Here is a 17,048-nt window from a genome sequence, read left to right as displayed (position 1 = left end):
GGTCGGCCGCCCGACACTGCCGTGGGGACACTCCGGTGGCCTCTTTGCCCAGGGGGTTCCAGGCCCCGGCCGTGTGCACGGCCGGGGCCTGGGACCCGAGATGACCTGAGCAGGACGTCACGGGGCCCGCCTGGCCGGAATCAGCCGCAGGACGATGACGGCGGAGACCGCGGCCATGCCCGTGGCGACGAGGAAGGCGTCGTCGAAGCCGGAGGCGTTACCCGCACCGGTGCGGGCGGCGATGCTCGTGGCGGCGGCGCTGGAGACGGCCGCGGCTCCGGCCGAGGCGCCGAACTCGTGGAAGGTGCTGACGATGCCCGAGGTCACCCCGGCCTCCTGGGGAGCGACGCTGGCGAGCGCGGTGGCGGAGGCGACGACGAACAGGGCACCGAGTCCCGCCGCGGCGACGCTCACCCCGGTGACCATCGCGGCGGTTCCGGACCAGAGCACCGGTACGAGGAACCCGAGGGCCGCGACGGCCAGGGCGGCCACGCCCAGCAGCCGTGCCCCCAGCCGCCCGATCACCCGCCCGGCGCTGGCGGCGGCGGCCATGGTCAGCAGCGCCACCGGCAGGAACAGCACACCAGTCGTCAGGGCACCGTGCCCCTGGAGGTTCTGGAGGTAGAAGGAGCCGAGGAAGAAGACCCCGACCATCAGCGCGGTGGCGACGGCGATCACGAAGGTGCCCGCGACCACCGGCCGCCGACCGAGCAGCCGCAGATCCATCAGCGGTGCCGCGGCCCGCCGTTGCCAGAGGGCGAAGACGGCGTAGCCGACTACGGCGGCGACGACCAGGAGGACGGTGAGGCCACTGAGCCAGCCGTGATCACCGGCCCGGATCAGGGCGTAGATGAGGGCGCCGGTCGCGGCGGCGACGAGGACCGCGCCGGGCAGGTCGAGGGAGCCGGTGGCCGCGCGGGGCAGGCGGGGCAGGATCCGCGCGAGCGAGACGAGGACGACGAGCCCGACGGGGACGTTGACGAAGAAGACCCAGGCCCAGCCCGGCCCCGCCGTGATCAGCCCGCCCAGCAGCACACCGAGGGCGGCGCCCCCGCCACCAAGCGCCGACCAGATCCCCAGCGCGCGGTTGCGCTCGTCACCGTCGAACAGCCGCACCACCACGGACAGCGCGGCGGGCGAGAGCATCGCGGCCCCCGCCCCCTGGGCGATGCGCGCGGCGAGCAGCAGCGGGGCGCCCGTGGCGAGCCCGGCGGCCAGCGACGCGACGGTGAACAGGGCGAGCCCCGCCAGCACCACCCGCTTGGGCCCGAACAGGTCAGCTGCCCGGCCGCCGAGCAGCATCAGACTCCCGAACGTGAGGGCGTAGCCGCTGACGACCCAGGTCAGCGCCGCGCGCCCCAGCCCCAGCTCGGAGCCCATGTCGGGCAGGGCGATCGCGACGACGGTGATGTCCAGGATCAGCATCAACTGGGCCAGCCCCAGCAGCCCCAGGGCCGACCAGCGCAGCGGATGCGGTGCATCCGGCGCGCGTGTGGCAGCGGTCTCCGTATCGCTCATGACGCTCACTCCTCATCGCCCATCAAGTCGTACAGCACTGTTCAAGTTAATACGCCCCGGGGGTATAAGGCAAACAGTCCTGTACGACTTGCTGCGGTACGGTGGGCGCATGGGCACCGAGAACCCCACGGCCACGAGGAACTCCCCCGCCACCAAGCGCGCCGACGCCCTGCGCAGCATCGAGGCGATCGTGAGGGCGGCGGCCGAATGCCTGGGGCGCAACCCGGAGGCGAGCCTCACCGAGATCGCGCGGGCCGCGGGTGTGGGCCGAGTGACGCTCTACGCGCACTTCACCTCCCGGGCGGAGGTCGTCGACGCCGCGCTGAGCCGCGCCCTCGACCAGGGCGACGAGGTCCTGGACACGGTCGACCTGACCGGCGACCCCCGACTCGCCCTGGCCCGCTACATCGAGTCGGGCTGGCCCCTGGTGGACCAGGCCCGCGCACTCCTCACCGCCGCCCAGCGCGAACTGTCCCCCGGCCGCGTCCGCGACCTCCACGCCGCCCCCGCCGCCCGCGTCGAGACCCTCCTCGCCCGCGGCCGTGCCGAGGGAGCCTTCCGCACCGACCTGCCGATCCCCTGGATGGTCAACGTCCTGCACGCGGTCATGCACAGCGCGGCGGAGGAAATCCGAGCGGGCCGCCTCACCTCCGACCACGCCGCGCACCACATCACGGCGACGGTGCTCGCGGCTTTCACGCCGCCGGGTGTGCCGGTACCGGAGACCGGCGGGGGAGCCTGAGGCGCTACTCTCCGCTGCTGTCCGGGCTGGAGGGCTGGAGGAGCTGGTCGACGGGCGCGTAGTCGTCGGTGAGCGGTCGCGCGCCGTCGATCCAGGAGACGAGGTCGTCGCCGGTGGTGATCCCCCAGCCGGTTCGCCGGGTGCCCAGGGCCGCCTGGGTCGCGCGCAGGTCGACGGGCCGGTCCGAGGCGACCACCACCAGGTTGCCGCCCACGGGGGTGGCGGTCGGGTCGAGGCCGATGTCGGTGGGCTCGCCGATGAGGGCGACGTGCGCGAAGGTCTCGGTGAGGGTGGCCACTTCGGCGCGGGCGAAGGCCAGGTCGCCGTGGTCGATGAGGTTGGCGACGTACAGGCCGCCGTCGTGGAGCACCCGCCGTATGTCGGTCAGCGCCTCCACCGTCGTGAGGTGCCACGGCACGCTGACGCCCCCGAAGGCGTCGCCGACGACGAGGTCACGGCTGTCGGCGTCCAGGCGCCGGAGGCCGAGTCTGCCGTCCTCGACGCGTACGTCGATCCCGGCCTGTGAACCCAGGCCGAGCCGCTCGCGGTTGACGCGCACGACGCCGTCGTCGATCTCGGACACGAGGCTGCGCGTCCCGGGCCGCGTGGCCGCGAGGTAACGGGGGAAGGTGAGCCCGCCGCCGCCCACGTGGTAGGCCGAGAGGGGCTCGTCCTCGGGGAACGCGGCGTCGACCACCGACGCGATGGCGCGGACGTACTCGAACTCCAGGAACGTCGGGTCGTCGATGTCGACGTAGGAGTGCCGCAGGCCGTCCAGCACGAGGGTGCGACCGCTGGCCCGGTCGGGGTCGGCCACGACCCGTACGCAGTGGTACTTGGTCTCCGTGTCGCAGCCGCCGGGCGCGACGCTGGTGGCAAGGCCACCGGCGACGACCACGAGGGTCAGAGCGGGCGTACCGCTCCACCCGCGCCGCCGCCACCCGACCAGCGCCGAGCCGAGCACCAGCAGTGTTCCGAGGCCGATCAGTATGCCGCTGACCGGCAGCCGCGACACCAGCACGAAGCCGGTGAGGACGGTGCCCACGATCGCGCCCACGGTCCCGACACCGGACAGCCGCCCGACGACCGTCCCGGTCTCCGCGAGGCTGGTGAGCCGTAGCTTCGTCACGATCGGCGTCACCGCGGAAAGCAGCGCTCCCGGCACGAGGATGGTCAGCGACGCGATGAGGAGGAGCGCCACCGGCGCCCACTCCGCCGTGGAGCGCAGCACGGCGGGGGTGAGCGCCACGATCGCCCCCGACACCCCGAGCGCGGGCCCCAACAGCCGCCGCGGATCGACCTGGTCGGCGATCCGCCCGCCCATCCACGAGCCGACGGCGATCGCGGTGAGGGCGATGCCGATCACCATGGTGCTGGTCTCGAGGGTGAGACCGAGATAGGGAGCCAGCAACCGCAAGGCGACGATCTCGACCACCAGCACCGCGGCCGACGACCCGAACACGAGCACGACAGCGGTACGGGGTCCCAGGCCGTGACTGCCAGGCGCACCCTCCGCGACAGCCGAGGAAGACGATCCGGTCACGGGCGACATCCTCGCACGCGGCTTGTCGGGTGGAGGTGAGTCGTCGCCGAGGCGACGAACTGCCCGGTACGCGCACCAGACGTCACCCCTACGGGGATGCCGACGAGCGAACCGGCCGCGCCGCATGGTCGGCACCGGGCGCCTTCGGCGGCGGCCGTCGAGTCCGCGCGCCGTCAGGTGCGCTGCGAGTCCGGGCTCCCGAGCGCTTCCGACGCCGCCTGGAGAGGGCTGCGGGGAGTCGCGTCCAGGAGCGGCGGGGCCTCGGGGCGGGCGTGGCAGGTGAAGCCGAGGCGGGCCATGGCCCGGGTGACCTCGCCGCCGTTGAAGTCGCGGCGGTCCTGCCGGGTGAGGACCTCACCGACCTGCATCACGGGATAGCGGCGGCGGCCGATGGTCACGGAGGCGCCGGTGACGAGTTCGGGCTTGATGCCCGCCATCGAGGCCAGCACTCCGGGCTTGGTCAGTTCGAACGGGTACCGGGCGATGACACAGCGCATGGTGCCTCACAGGGGAGAGGGGAGGGGGAAGGGGAGGGGACTGGCAGTTCGGTGACTGGGGTGTGAGGGGCGAGGAGCGGGCCCTGAGCACACGTCACCCGCGGCGCCTGGCCGCGGAAGCACCCCGTGAGGTGCGGCCCCGGCGGCCCCGGCCCGAAGCGGAACCGGCGGCGCCGGTGCGGCGGACGGGAGCCGGGGTCGGTGCGGTGATGACGACCGGGACGCCGGACGGGGTCCGGGCGCCGGTGATGCGGCTGAGTTCCGCCTCTCCCGAGCGCACCGCGGTGATCGTCGGGGTGATGCCGGCCGCGGCCATCAACCGGCTCATGTCGCGGCGCTGGTCCGGCGTCACCAGCGTGACGACGCTGCCGGACTCCCCGGCGCGCGCCGTACGGCCGCCGCGGTGCAGGTAGTCCTTGTGGTCGCCGGGCGGATCCACGTTGACCACCAGGTCGAGGCCCTCGACGTGGATGCCGCGCGCCGCGACGTTGGTCGCCACCAGCACGGTCACCTGCCCGTTCTTGAACTGGTCGAGGGTGCGGGTGCGCTGCGGCTGGGACCTGCCGCCGTGCAGGGCGGCGGCGCGGACGCCGCTGCCGAGGAGGTGCCGGGTCAGCCGGTCCACCGCGTGCTTGGTGTCCAGGAACATGATCACGCGCCCGTCCCGGGCCGCGATCTCGGTGGTCGTACGGTGCTTGTCCGCCTCGTGCACATGGAGGACGTGGTGCTCCATCGTGGTGACGGCACCCGCCGACGGGTCCACGGAGTGGGCCACCGGGTCGGTCAGGTAGCGGCGGACCAGCAGATCGACGTTCCGGTCCAGCGTCGCCGAGAAGAGCATCCGCTGACCCCCCGGACGCACCTGGTCGAGCAGCGTGGTGACCTGGGGCATGAACCCCATGTCGGTCATCTGGTCCGCCTCGTCCAGGACGGTGACGGCGACCTGGCCCAGCTGGCAGTCGCCCCGGTCGACGAGGTCCTTGAGCCGTCCGGGTGTCGCGACGACGACCTCCGCCCCGGCCCGCAGCGCGTTCGCCTGCCTGCCGATCGACATGCCGCCGACGACGGTGGTCAGCCGCAGCCGTACGGCGCGGGCGTACGGGGTGAGCGCGTCGGTGACCTGCTGGGCGAGTTCGCGGGTGGGCACCAGGACGAGGGCCAGCGGCTGCCGGGGCTCGGCGCGCCGTCCCGCCGTACGGGCCAGCAGCGGGAGCCCGAAGGCGAGGGTCTTGCCCGAACCGGTGCGGCCACGGCCGAGTACGTCACGGCCCGCCAGGGAGTTCGGCAGGGTCGCCGCCTGGATCGGGAACGGCACGGTCACGCCCTCGTGGCCGAGTGCGGCCAGCAGCGGTGCCGGAAGGGCGAGTTCGGCGAACGACTCGACGGCGGGCAGCGCGGGCACGACCGTCTTCGGGAGCGCGAACTCGCCGCGGGCCAGGGGCTGCTGACCTCCGCCGCCCTTGCGGCGGCGCGGAGCGCCCGAGCGGGGCGCGGCAGAGCCCTCGGAACGGTCGTAGGGGCGGGTCGCGCGTGCGGCTCGCTGGGGGCGTTGAGCGCGTGAAACTCGTGCTTGGGTCATGGGGGACCTTCCTCGATGCGGGCGCGTATCAAGGAACTCCCGCAGCACGGTGAACGGCGCAGAGAATCGCGAGAACGAGCCGGAGACGACAGGCGAAGACGACAGAGGTGAATCACTCTGGGGTGAATCACTCTGGAAATGCAGCGAGCTGGGGCCCGCACCCCAAGGTGCGGGCCCCAGCTGCGAAGTATGCGTCGGTGCCGAGATCAGGCCGGAACGATGTTCTCGGCGGTCGGGCCCTTCTGGCCCTGGGCGATGTCGAACGACACCTTCTGGCCTTCCTGAAGCTCACGGAAGCCCTGGGTGGCGATGTTCGAGTAGTGGGCGAAGACGTCGGCGCCGCCGCCGTCCTGCGCGATGAAACCGAAGCCCTTTTCGGCGTTGAACCACTTCACGGTGCCGGTAGCCATGTTTTTTCTCCTTCGGGGACGGTGTCCGGAGTTCGCCCTGTGCGTACTCCGTGTAGCCGTGATTATCTGCCCGTCGGAAAAATCAACCTTCTGGCAACCACAACTGCAACCTGGTTCGACAGTAACACGGCCAACTCGGTGGTGCGTCGCGAATAATCGCGCTCCGAGGGTGACCGGGGAAATATTCCCGGTACGGCATGCCAAATTCTGCCGTCGAAGTGACAGATATTCTTCGCCCGGCCGGTCAGAGGGCCAGCACCGCACGCACCCTGTTGCCGCCCCCGGCGATGCGGTCGATGTCGAAGCGGTGGGCCAGGCACCGCACCATGGCGAGGCCCCGCCCGCTCTCCCGCCAGGTCGTCAGCGGGCGCACACCGGGTCGGCCGGGGCTGCCGTCGTAGACCTCGATGGTCACCTGGGTGTCGGACACGCGCAGCCGCAGTCGGCAACGTCCGCCGTTGCGCGTGGCGTTGGTCACCAGCTCGGAGACGATGAGGGTCACGTCACCGATGTGCTCGGCGTCGAGCACCGCGGTCCGGCGATCGGCCCCGGTCAGGAACCGCACGGTCAGCCTTCTCGCCCTCCCCGCCGACTCGGGTCTGTCCGGCAGCAGGTACTCGACTTGCGCGGCACGCCGATGCGTACGCATGGCGCATCACTTTCCCCTCCTGGGCCACCGGCCCCCGTGGCCGTGGCCGCTTGCCGGGCCGCGCTACGTCCGCCCGGCCGGGCCTGCCCACAGCTTGTGCCCGGTGTGGACGGTCGCCAACCGGAATCGGCGGTCCGGGCGTCGCGTCGGCACGGCGGGGGAGCCTCGTACGGCCGCCGTCGGGAAGCGGACGACCGGTGGCGGCCGTCGGAGGGCGACCGCACCGGCGTACCCGGGGTCGCTCAGGCGCGCAGCAGCCGCGCGGTGATCTCCCGGTACTCCCGCAGCGCGAGGCGGAGTTCGGCGGACTGCGCCTCGGGGTCCTGGTCCTGCCAGGACGCGCGCAGGACGCGCCGCCGTTCCGTGAGGGCCCTCACCAACGCGTCGGTGGCCTCGTCCAACGCGCTCTCGGCCTCCTCCAGCGCCTCGTGCGGGGAGTCCGCGAAGGTGTTCACGGCGTGTCCGAGGTGCCGGGCGATCTCGTCCCGCTCGTCAGCGGGGAGCAGTGGTTCCGGGCCCTGGGCGCGGCGCCCGGCGAGGCCCGCGGACCGGTCGGCGGGTTGCTGGGCGCGTGTCTGGTCGTACATCGTCGTATGTACCGTTTCCCTTGCGATGGGGGTCACCGTCCGAAGGCGCCCTTCGCCTTCTCGACGGTGCTTCGGGCTTCCCGGTCCTGCCCTTCACGGCCCTGCGCCGTTCTGTCAGTCAACGTCCGGCGACGATCCGTGTCAACGCGGTGAGGGTGCGTCCTGACCGCGGGCCCCACGGCCGCGACGAGCCGCGGAGTAGCGTGAGACGGGAAACCACTCCGTGGGTTTCGTCGGCAGACAGGTGCGTGTGATGTCCGACTCCGTCTCCCCGCGTGTGACCAGGCTCCCGCCGGGCGCCTTGCACCCGGCGGTGAAGCCCGGGACGGCCGTGGTGCGGCTGGAGACGACACGCGACCGGCAGGGTGTGCTGGACGGGGCGTGGTGGCCGCGGTCCCGTGACATCGCCGCTGAACTCCCGGCCCTGGTCACCGCACTGACCGAGCACTTCGGGCCGGTCACCCGCGTCGGCCTCGACGCCACCGCCGGAAGCGCCCGTCATGGCGACAAGCGGTGCCCGTGCTCAGTCCCGTCCGGGCTCCCGGTCGGCGTGGCCGGTCCAGCGGCTGGACTCCAGCCAGGAGCGGGCCGGTTCCGCCGCGCGCGTGGTGTCCACGGTGAGTTCCAGGCGGGTCCCACCCTCGGCACCGGCGGGATAGCTGCGCTGCTCGGTCGTGGCGAAGCAGTGCCGCAGGACCTCCGCCACCCGCCGTGCGACCTCGGGCGACGAGGCGGTGACATGGACCTCGGCGTAGCCGTGCGACGGGATGTCGGGGGACTCCATGGCGACCTCGATGTGCGACGGGACCAGAGCGCCGATCACTGTACTCGGCCGTGCCTCTGCGGCCCCGCACCCGACAGCCGCCGCCCTCGTCCAAGGGCACCGGTCAGGATGCCGCGGCACGCTCAGCCGAGTCCTGCGGCCCTCCCGGGAACCCGGTCAACGAGCGCACGAGCTGGGCGAACTCGCCCCGTTCCCGGTCGGACAGGGTGGCGTAGAGCGGTGCCTGCAGCTCATCGGTGCGCTGCTCGGCCCGCCTCCATCGGGGGAGGAGGCCGGTGGCAACGGGATGCGGCTCCGGCCAGCCGTAGTGGCTCGCCTGCTCGACGCCGAGGTTGACGACCATGGCCTCTCGGGCGGTCAACCCGGACAGGCGCACCGCCGCCAGATGGCAGGCGCCACGGTGTTCCCGCAGTACGTGGACCCGCTGCATGGCGGCACCGACCGGATCGTCGGCGGGACAGGACAGCGCGCGCCAGCCCGCGAACAGGGGCAGGGCGTCGGCGTCGGCGGCGTCAGTCAACCGCTGTGCCAGGCGGTTGAAGTGCTCCACGTCGACGCCGGCGGGAATGTTGGCACGCCCCCATGCCCGGACGGCCCGCGCGTAGCAGGCGGCGGCGTCCTGCGCCGACATCACGGACCGCCCCGCCAGCCATCCAGCGGTGACCAGGCCCGGCCCGAGGAAGCCCTGTACCGCCTGAACCACCGCCACCGGTGCCTCGCCGAGCACGCCGAACCGGCCCCGGCAGTAGAAACCGCGCCCCGGGGAGAACCCGGCGCGCAGCCCCACGGCGGCGGTCGTCTCGTCGGACATGAACTCGTCGCCGAAGTCGTGGAGGGGCCGGGCCACCGCGGCGATGCAGTCGAAGATCTCCATGCGCTGAAGGTCGCCCACCACGACTCAATAGGTCAAGGCCATGATTTCTGCTCCCATGCTTTAGGTAATCTATCGGGTCATGTTGGATGTCCGCCGTCTGCACCTGCTCAAGACCGTCGCCGCCCGCGGCTCCATCGCCGCGGCGGCCCAGTCGCTGGCACTGTCCGCGGGGGCCGTCTCCCAGCAGTTGTCCGCGCTGCGGCGTGACGTGGGAGTCGATCTGCTGCGACCCGAGGGACGTACCGTGGCGCTGACGGAGGCGGGCCGCGTACTCCTCGGACACGCCGAGCGGATCCTCGCCGCCGTGGAGGAGGCCGAGACCGCGGTCGCGGCGGTCAGGGGTACGGTCGGCGCCACCGCCACACTCGCCGCGTTGCCGTCGACGGTCGCCCGGATCGTCGCCCCCGCACTGGAGGACCTGGGCGCACGCCACCCGCGGCTCACGGTGACCTGTCTGGTCACCGACCAGGCGCAACTGCGGGAACTCACCCTCGGCGCCGTCGATGTGGTGCTGGGCCAGCGGTACCACCACCTCCCCGCTGCCACCCCCCGGGGCGTCGAGGTCACGCCACTGCTCGACGATCCGCTGCTGGTCGTCACGGCGGGGGCCGACCCGCGCCCCGTCAACCTGCGGGAACTGGCCACGCACGACCTCGTCCTGCCACCGCCGGCCACGGACTGCGGGCAGGCCGTCCTGCACGCCTGCCAACAGGTCGGCTTCACCCCCACGGCGCGCTACCTCACCGCCGACATCGCCGCCCAGCTCACCCTCGCACGGGCGGGCCTCGGCACCGCGCTCGTTCCCCGGACAGCCATCGACCCGGCCACCCCCGGCATCGGCACGGCACCCATCGAAGACCACCCGATCCTGCGCCTGATCTTCGCCGCGACGCGGCGGACCGGGACCGCCAACCCGACGACCACGGCTGTCATCGAAGCGTTGCGCGCGGCGGCGGGCAGCGGGCGCACGGGGGGCCTCCCGTCGGCCTAGGCAAGGCCGTCGAGCGGCCGGAGAAAGCGGCGCTCGTAGCGCTTGACGCAGCGGGTCTCCCGAGCCAGCGCGAAGGCCTCCTGGCACTCCGGGTCCGCCATGCTGTCCGTGCGGTACCGCTCGTACGCGGCCAGGCTGGGAAAGGAGAAGAGGGCGTACGCGATGTCACTGTCACCCTCACTCGGCAGGAAGTAGCCGTGGTGCGTCCCACCGAAACGGTTCACGAGCCGGACCCAGCGACGACCGTACTCCTCGAAGTCCGCGAGCTTGTCGGCGTCGATCTCGTACTTCAGGTGAATGGTGACCATACGCGCATGATGCCGTGTGCCGGTTCGGTGCGCGGGGCGGGCACCCTTCACGCCGCCCCGGACGCCGCCGCGGCCAGCAGCCGAGCGGCTGGCAACGCGCTGGTCACCGGGTCCGCGGTCCGCGCGTCTCGGCCTCGGTCACCGGTGCCGGAGGGGCGACGGGTGACGCGTCGCGCTCTCTGCGGTCGTCTCAGGGCGGTGGCACGCGCAGGGCGAGCAGGGCCACGTCGTCGGTGCTGCCGGGCGGCACGTGGTCGAGCACCTGGTCGCACAGCGCGTCCAGCGGTTCCTGGGCGAGCGTGAGGGCGTGCCGACGCAGCCGGTCCAGGCCCGTGTCGAGGTCGCTGCCCGGGGTCTCCACGAGCCCGTCCGTGTACAGCAGCAGGGTGGAGCCGGGTTCCAGGGGCCGTACGGCGTCCGGTCGGCCCACGCCGGTGGCCGTACCGGTACCGAGGAGCAGCCCTTGGCCCGCCTCCAGGTAGCACGCCGTGCCGTCCGGGGAGAGGAGCAGCGGAGGGGGGTGACCCGCACTGGTCCAGTGCAGCGCCCACGGTCCCGTGTCCGGGTCGCCCTCGACGCGGGCGAGGATCAGGGTGGCCAGCGGGACGGTGGTGATGACCGGCATGGCGGCGTCGAGGCGGTCGACGACGGCGCCGGGCGGGCCCGTGTGGTCCCAGGCCAGTGAGCGCAGGATGCCGTGCAGTTGGGCCATGCCCGCCGCCGCGGTCAGGTCGTGGCCCACGACGTCACCGATGACCAGGGCGAGCGCGCCGTCCTTCAGGGTGAAGGCGTCGTACCAGTCCCCGCCGACCTGCGAGCCCGCCGGTGCGGGCTGGTAGCGGGCGGCCAGCCGGAGGCGGCCGGGCCGGGGCAGCGGGGCGAGCAGGTTGCGCTGCATGGCCTCGGCGACGGCGCGCTGACGGCCGTAGCGGCGGGTGTTGTCGACGACCATGCCGACCCGGCGGCCGACGTCCCCCACCGCCTCCAGGTCTCCCTGGTCGAAGGGATGTGCCGGGTCGGTGCGCACCACCGTCAGCGCCCCGGTGATCCGGTCCTCGACGCCGAGCGGCACCGTGACGGCGGAACTGGCGCCCACGGCACCCAGGAAGCCGTTGTGCAGAGCGGCGAGCGGGGAATCCCCGGCGGTGGACACGACGCCAGTCACCCGCTCCTCCAGAACGGACGCACCACCGATCAGCGCCCGGTCCAGGGGGGAGTCCCCCGCCTCACCGGCCTCACCCGGCACGGAGGCCTGTCGACCCTCGAACCCGGCGTCCCGCCCGTCGGGACCGGTCACCGCCACCCGGTGGACCTCCCCGGGACCGGTCCGGAGATCCACCGCCGCCCAGTCGCCGAGGCGGGGCACCAGCAGGCGTACCAGACGGGCCAGGGCCTCGTCGGTCTCCAGCGTCTGCCCCAGCACGCCCGTGATCTCCGCGACCAGGGACAGCCGCTCGTTGAGGTCCTCCAGGGCACGCGTGCGTGCCGTTCGTTCCCAGTGGACGAGGCGGTCCGCGGTGGCATCGGTGAACAGCACCGCCAGCCCCCTCACGGAGCCGTCCACCGTCAGCGGAGACGCGGACCAGGACACCGCCAGCAGCCGACCGTCGCCCCGCAAAAACGCCCCCTCCTCGCCGCGCGCCTCCTTCCCCTCGGCCAGCACGTGGAGCAGTGGGCACCGGTCCCGCGGCACCGTGTTGCCGTCCGCGTCCCGGTGCAGCAGGTCGTGCGCGTCAGCACCGCGCATCGCGACGGTGCCACGGCCCAGCAGCCGCTCGGCCGCCGGGTTCGCGGCGACGACCCGTCCCGCCGCGTCCAACACGACCAGCGCCGTGCCGAGCCGCTCGACGACCTGCCGCCAGAACCCCGGCCCGCCCGCCGACCAGCGCCCCATGTCATCACCCACCGCGTCAGGCACGGATCCTCCTGAGACCATCTTCCCGTCGATGGTCCTCCGAAGGGGACGTGCTCGCAGGGCGACGCTTCTCCGGCGCGGCGCGGGTGGCGGGTGCTCACACCGAGCTGGTGGGACGCATGGAGGTCAGCTACACGCAGACGACGAAGGCGTCGCCGCTGACGGCGAGGGGACGTTCAGTCCCTGCCGCGTCGCGTCCAGGGGACGGTCGGCTGGAGTACGGCCTCGGTGAGGGCTTGGCTCCGTAGCGCCGTGATCTTCTGGTACTCGGGGTCGGCCACCATGCGGCTGAACGCGTCCCGGCTGGGGTAGCGGACGAGCAGCACGGCATCCCACTCCTGCCCGTCTTCGGCGACCAGCGGTGTGCCGCCGTCACCGGCGTAGAGCAACTCGCCGCCGTACTGCCGCAGGAAGGGCGCGGCCCGGCGGGAGTACTCCTGGTACGCGTCACGGCCACCGGGCGCGAAACGCAGCAGGTTGAGCATGACGACGGGCTCGTCCGGCGCGTGCGCGCGAAGCGCCGCGAGCGCGGCTCCCGAGGGGTCGACGGCCATGGAGGTCTCCCGGTCTCCGAGGGCTGGCACGGGCAGCGGACCGCTCTCGCGGCCCGCAGCGCGCCGGTGGTCGACAGAAGGCTAGAGGAAAGGACTCACCCTGCATACCATCCAGTCGGTACGACGATCGGACTTCGCGCCGCCCCACCATCGGCGACCTGGTGTGCCGAGCGGGCGAGGTGTCACAAGGGCGACCCCGCGTACTACGACCACGGCGAGGACGAGGAAGGCCCCGACCACAACCGGTCGGGGCCTTCCTCGTCCTCTCACGGCGTCGGATCAGAGAAGTGCCTTGTAGCCCTGCCACCCGGTGGCGATCTTCACCCGGCCGTAGAACGAGCCGTTGCCCTTGCCGCTGTTGCGCCACAGGTTGCCGGAGGTGTCCCGGGAGACGAGGTCCGCCTTCCCGTCACGGGTGATGTCCCCGACGCCGACGACGACGTTGTACGACGTGCCCCAGTTGTCGAAGACCTTCGTGCGGGAGGTGAACTTCCCGCCGCCCGTGCCGTTGTAGCGCCACAGCTCGTTGGAGGCGTCCTGCGCCACCAGGTCCCCGTGGCCGTCGCCGTTCAGGTCCCCGACCCCGACGATCTTCTTGTAGCCCCGCCAGTTGTCGTACAGCTTCACCCGTGCCGCCAGCTTCCCGTCGCTGGTGCCCTTGTGCAGGTACACCGCCCCGGTGGAGGAGTTGCGGGTGATGAGATCCGCCCGCCCGTCACCGGTGATGTCCCCCGGCGAGGTCAGCACGTTGTACTGGTTCCAGCCCGTGCCCAGCGACACGTACGACGTCGACGGCGTGACCGCCTTCCCGCAGCCCGGCCGGTACGCCCGCAGGGAGCCGTTGGCCATCCGCACCAGCACGTCGTTGCACCGGTCACCGTTCACGTCCCCGAACGGGACCGCCCTGACCGATGTCGACCAGCCCGAGCCGCTGGTCCTGCCCGAGAAGACACCCGTACCGGAACCACGGTGGAAGGTGAGCGAGCCGCTGGAGTTCAGCGTCAGCAGGTCCCCGATGCCGTCCGGCACCGAACCGGTACCCGCGTGGTCCCTGGGCGCCGCCGTGATGACACGGGCGGAGGACTCGGCAGTCGTGCTCTCCCAGCCGCTCTTGCGTGCGGTGACGGCCACGGTCACCTTCTTGCCGCGCAGCGAGGCGGGCACCAGGTACGTGGAGGCGGTGGCCCCCGAGATCACCTGGCCGTTGGCCTTCCACTGGTAGGCGTACGAGTCCGGGGACGGCGTCCAGGAGCCGGGCGCGGCAGTGAGCTTGGAGCCGACCCGGGCGGTGCCGGTGGCGGCCGGGGCCGTGGTGTTCTTCAGCGGGGCCGGGGTGACCGTGAAGGAGCCGCGCGGATACTCCCAGTTGTTGTGGGTGATGACGCTGAGGTACCAGTCGCCCGGGGTGAGTCCGGTCAGGTCCAGAACGGCCGTCAGGGACTTCCGGTCGGCGGCCACCGAGGTGGTGGTGGACTCGACCGTCCTGCCGGACTTGCTGATCCGTACCTTGTCGTCCTCGTGCAGGGCGGTGCCTGTCACGGTCACCGTGGCCTTGGTGCCGCTGACGCCGCTGGTCGGGGTGACCGTGCCGACGGTGATCTTGTCGGTGCCGCAGAGTGAGAACGTACAGACGAGTTCCGCCTTGTAGGCGGTCCGCGAGGCCTTCTCGGGCAGCCCGACGACCAGGATGCTCGGGGTGACATCCGTCGTGTACGGCTCATTCACGGAGCACTCGTAGCCGGTCGGGATGTACAGCGCGCAGGTGTTGTCCAGGCTGGCGTCGTACAGCGCGGGCACAGCCGTCTGGGTGCCGCCCGCGGTGTCGCTGACCACGAAGTCGAAGTGGTCGCGGTACGCGGTGGGCAGCGCGGCGCAGACAGCGGTGTGCTGCTCGTCCAGGGTCCCGGTGACCGGCCCGTATCCGTAGCTGACGTTCGGGACCTTGGCGCACTCGGCGGCCGGTCCGGCGGGGGTCGCGATCCGCAGGGCGTCGAACCGGTAGGACTCGGCGGCCTTCGAGGTCGGCGGGACGGTGACGAGGACCTGGTAGCTGGTGGAGCCGGTGACCGCGCACGCCTTGTTGCGGTACGCGCAGACGGCGTCGCCCTCCGCGTCGTACACCAGGGTGTTGGCGGTGCCCAGCGGGTCGCGGACGTCGAGGTGCAGGGTGTCGCCGGCGTCGGCGGTGGTCACCTGACGGCAGAGCAGCAGGCCGGGTGCGGCCGGAGTGCCGCCCGTGGACGGGCCGCCCACCGCGGTCGCCGGGTTCGCCGCGCAGCCCTTGGCGGTGGCGGTGACGTCACGCCGGGCGAGGGTGTACTCGGCGGTGGTGTCGCGGCCGGTGACCAGCACCGTGTGCGCGACGCCCGGGGCGAGGGCACAGGTGGTCCAGGTGGACAGGGAGGGCCGGACGTTGCAGACCTGCTTGCCGCCTGCGTCCAGCACCGAGAACTCGGCGGTGGAGCCACCGGAGACGGCCCGCAGCTGGAGGTTCTCCGTCGCGCTGTGGTCGTCCGCCGGGATGGACAGGCAGTGTGAGAAGACGCCGCCGCCGGTGCCGAACCGGGCCGTGGCGCCGTCGGCGGTGAAGTCGCCCGCGGGGACGGCCGGGCAGGCGTTCGCGGCGTCGGTGCGGTGCAGGGCGACGCGGTACGAGCCGGTCGCCGTGTTGTCGTCGTCGGTGGACACCAGGGCGCGGAACGGGGCGGAGCCGGTCAGCGCGCAGGTGCCCGTGCGGAGGGACTCCCCGTCGCACCGCTGGACGCCGTCGGCGTCGACGACCACGACCTCCGGCTGCGGAGCGGGACCGCTCAGGGGAGTCAGCGCGGCCATCCGGGCGCCCTCGGGCAGCGGCAGTGTCAGGCAGTCGGTCTCGCCCGCCGTGGCGAAGGTGCCCTGGTGGGTGCCGAGTTCGACAGGCTCGCAGCCAGCGGTGCCGGCGCGGTCGAGGACGAGGGTGGCGTGGTCGGTGAGGACGGTGTAGTCACCGGCGGGGATGCCGCAGCCAGCGCACACGGTCTTTCCCTCACGGTCGTACACGGTGAGGGAGGAACGGGCCCCGTCCGTCACCTCGTACACGCTGTACCGTCCCGCCGCCGCGGCGGTGAAGACCTTGCAGCCGGTGGCCGGATCCACCGTGGTGGGCGCGGAGTTGTACGCGTTCACGGGGACACGCGCACAACCCGCGGGGTCGGACAACCGACGGATCTTCAGGGTGTACGGGGCGGGGAAGCCGCGCTCGGCGTAGCTGACGTGCCCCAGCACCCGGTACGGCCCGTCGCCGGGCAGCACGCAGCCGTCGCTGTCGTCCTCGTTGAAGTGCGGGCAGATGTGGGCACCCGTCTCGTCGGTGATCCAGTTGACGCTCTCGCCGTACGTGTCGGTGCGGAAGTCGACCGTGATCCGCTCGCCGGGCCTTCCCGTGAACGGGTGGCACACGAGGCCGTACGGGGAGACCGCGGAGCCGGTGACCGGGGGCAGGTCCCACGAGGTGCCGGTCTCCCGCGCACAGCCCGCGGTGGAGGCCAGCGCTGTGACGGTCACGGGGATCTCGCGGCTCCCGGTCCCCCAGCTGGTGTCGGTCAGCTTCAGGGTGAAGGCACCGGCGCGCGGCAGCGCGCACCAGCCGCTGCCCCACGCGGGGTCGTAGCAGTCCAGCGGGGTCTCACCGTCGAAGACCTCGGCGGTCGTCGCGCTCCTCTCCGTCAACACCCGGTGCATGCCGGGCTGTTCGGCGGTGAAGGTGAAGCAGGCGCTGCCGTCGGCGGGGACCGTCGCCTTGCCCACCGCGGAGCCCGGGTCGCCGAAGGGGGCGAGCGGAAGGGGGGCGCAGTCTTCAGCGGCGGTGTCGGCGGTGTCGGCGGTGGCGGCCGGGGCGGACGATGCGGTACTGCCATCCATGGTGGCGGATGTGGTGGCCTCGGACGCGGCCGTGGTCACGGTGCCGTCGGCCGCCTGTGCCGCGCCGACCGGGAGAAGGGCCGTCAGCAGGACCGACAGCGTGAGCGTGAACAGGAGCGCGGTGTACGCCACGGGTCTCTCGCGTACACACAGGCGGTAGGGCATTGCGTTCCCCCCAGGACGGCGTCGAGCGACGC

The 17,048-nt window shown here is 72.5% G+C and carries 15 protein-coding genes and 1 pseudogene; 3 read left to right on the top strand and 13 right to left on the bottom strand.

The window, feature by feature from the left end:
• Window positions 1-117: 117 nt before the first annotated feature.
• A complete protein-coding gene (locus tag ACFVQG_RS09470; protein WP_383378684.1) occupies window positions 118-1,518 on the bottom strand; it encodes an MFS transporter in 1,401 nt (466 codons plus the stop codon).
• A gap of 109 nt (window positions 1,519-1,627) precedes the next feature.
• Between ACFVQG_RS09470 and ACFVQG_RS09465 the strand changes: the two genes are divergently transcribed.
• Entirely contained in the window at window positions 1,628-2,260 is a 633-nt protein-coding gene (locus ACFVQG_RS09465; protein WP_383378682.1) for a TetR/AcrR family transcriptional regulator, read from the top strand.
• 4 nt (window positions 2,261-2,264) lie between these two features.
• Here ACFVQG_RS09465 and ACFVQG_RS09460 read toward each other — a convergent pair whose 3' ends face one another.
• The 6 genes from ACFVQG_RS09460 to ACFVQG_RS09435 form a co-directional block, all read right to left on the bottom strand.
• The gene (locus ACFVQG_RS09460; protein ID WP_383378680.1) at window positions 2,265-3,812 is read right to left on the bottom strand and encodes a fused MFS/spermidine synthase; all 1,548 of its coding nucleotides are present in this window, start codon (window positions 3,810-3,812) and stop codon (window positions 2,265-2,267) included.
• Between the two features lie 164 nt (window positions 3,813-3,976).
• Window positions 3,977-4,300 carry an SCO5918 family protein gene (locus tag ACFVQG_RS09455; RefSeq protein WP_383378678.1) on the bottom strand — a complete coding sequence of 108 codons (324 nt, stop codon included), beginning with the start codon at window positions 4,298-4,300 and terminating at the stop codon, window positions 3,977-3,979.
• Between the two features lie 94 nt (window positions 4,301-4,394).
• The gene (locus ACFVQG_RS09450; protein WP_383378676.1) at window positions 4,395-5,879 is read right to left on the bottom strand and encodes a DEAD/DEAH box helicase; all 1,485 of its coding nucleotides are present in this window, start codon (window positions 5,877-5,879) and stop codon (window positions 4,395-4,397) included.
• A 206-nt stretch (window positions 5,880-6,085) separates the two neighbouring features.
• Complete coding sequence (locus tag ACFVQG_RS09445) at window positions 6,086-6,289, bottom strand: cold-shock protein (RefSeq protein WP_030952702.1); 204 nt, start codon at window positions 6,287-6,289, stop codon at window positions 6,086-6,088.
• A 244-nt stretch (window positions 6,290-6,533) separates the two neighbouring features.
• Complete coding sequence (locus ACFVQG_RS09440; protein WP_383378673.1) at window positions 6,534-6,938, bottom strand: ATP-binding protein; 405 nt, start codon at window positions 6,936-6,938, stop codon at window positions 6,534-6,536.
• Window positions 6,939-7,180: 242 nt separating this feature from the next.
• Complete coding sequence (locus tag ACFVQG_RS09435) at window positions 7,181-7,525, bottom strand: hypothetical protein (protein WP_383378671.1); 345 nt, start codon at window positions 7,523-7,525, stop codon at window positions 7,181-7,183.
• A gap of 253 nt (window positions 7,526-7,778) precedes the next feature.
• On the opposite strand from ACFVQG_RS09435, the pseudogene ACFVQG_RS09430 reads away from it, so the two are divergent.
• Window positions 7,779-8,012: pseudogene (locus ACFVQG_RS09430) on the top strand (DUF5994 family protein); the annotation flags it as partial.
• 36 nt (window positions 8,013-8,048) lie between these two features.
• Here the strand turns inward: ACFVQG_RS09430 and ACFVQG_RS09425 are convergent.
• Both ACFVQG_RS09425 and ACFVQG_RS09420 read right to left on the bottom strand, forming a co-directional pair.
• Window positions 8,049-8,309, bottom strand: coding sequence for a hypothetical protein (locus ACFVQG_RS09425; protein WP_383379738.1), 261 nt, complete (start codon window positions 8,307-8,309; stop codon window positions 8,049-8,051).
• 103 nt (window positions 8,310-8,412) lie between these two features.
• Window positions 8,413-9,183, bottom strand: coding sequence for a hypothetical protein (locus ACFVQG_RS09420; protein WP_383378669.1), 771 nt, complete (start codon window positions 9,181-9,183; stop codon window positions 8,413-8,415).
• A 79-nt stretch (window positions 9,184-9,262) separates the two neighbouring features.
• Here ACFVQG_RS09420 and ACFVQG_RS09415 point away from each other — a divergent pair, with 79 nt between their 5' ends.
• Window positions 9,263-10,174 carry a LysR substrate-binding domain-containing protein gene (locus ACFVQG_RS09415; protein ID WP_383378666.1) on the top strand — a complete coding sequence of 304 codons (912 nt, stop codon included), beginning with the start codon at window positions 9,263-9,265 and terminating at the stop codon, window positions 10,172-10,174.
• Here ACFVQG_RS09415 and ACFVQG_RS09410 read toward each other — a convergent pair.
• The 4 genes from ACFVQG_RS09410 to ACFVQG_RS09395 form a co-directional block, all read right to left on the bottom strand.
• The gene (locus ACFVQG_RS09410; RefSeq protein ID WP_383378663.1) at window positions 10,171-10,482 is read right to left on the bottom strand and encodes an NIPSNAP family protein; all 312 of its coding nucleotides are present in this window, start codon (window positions 10,480-10,482) and stop codon (window positions 10,171-10,173) included. The genes ACFVQG_RS09415 and ACFVQG_RS09410 overlap by 4 nt on opposite strands.
• Before the next feature lie 190 nt (window positions 10,483-10,672).
• Complete coding sequence (locus ACFVQG_RS09405) at window positions 10,673-12,400, bottom strand: SpoIIE family protein phosphatase (protein ID WP_383378661.1); 1,728 nt, start codon at window positions 12,398-12,400, stop codon at window positions 10,673-10,675.
• Between the two features lie 173 nt (window positions 12,401-12,573).
• On the bottom strand, window positions 12,574-12,951 hold the full coding sequence (locus ACFVQG_RS09400) for a DUF1330 domain-containing protein (RefSeq protein ID WP_383378659.1): 378 nt from the start codon (window positions 12,949-12,951) through the stop codon (window positions 12,574-12,576).
• A 279-nt stretch (window positions 12,952-13,230) separates the two neighbouring features.
• Window positions 13,231-17,016, bottom strand: a complete 3,786-nt coding sequence (locus ACFVQG_RS09395; RefSeq protein WP_383378657.1) for an FG-GAP-like repeat-containing protein — start codon at window positions 17,014-17,016, stop codon at window positions 13,231-13,233.
• Window positions 17,017-17,048: the final 32 nt, after the last annotated feature.

It is taken from the genome of Streptomyces sp. NPDC057877, from assembly GCF_042796855.1.
Classification (GTDB): domain Bacteria; phylum Actinomycetota; class Actinomycetes; order Streptomycetales; family Streptomycetaceae; genus Streptomyces.
This window is presented reverse-complemented; position numbering and strand designations above follow the sequence as displayed.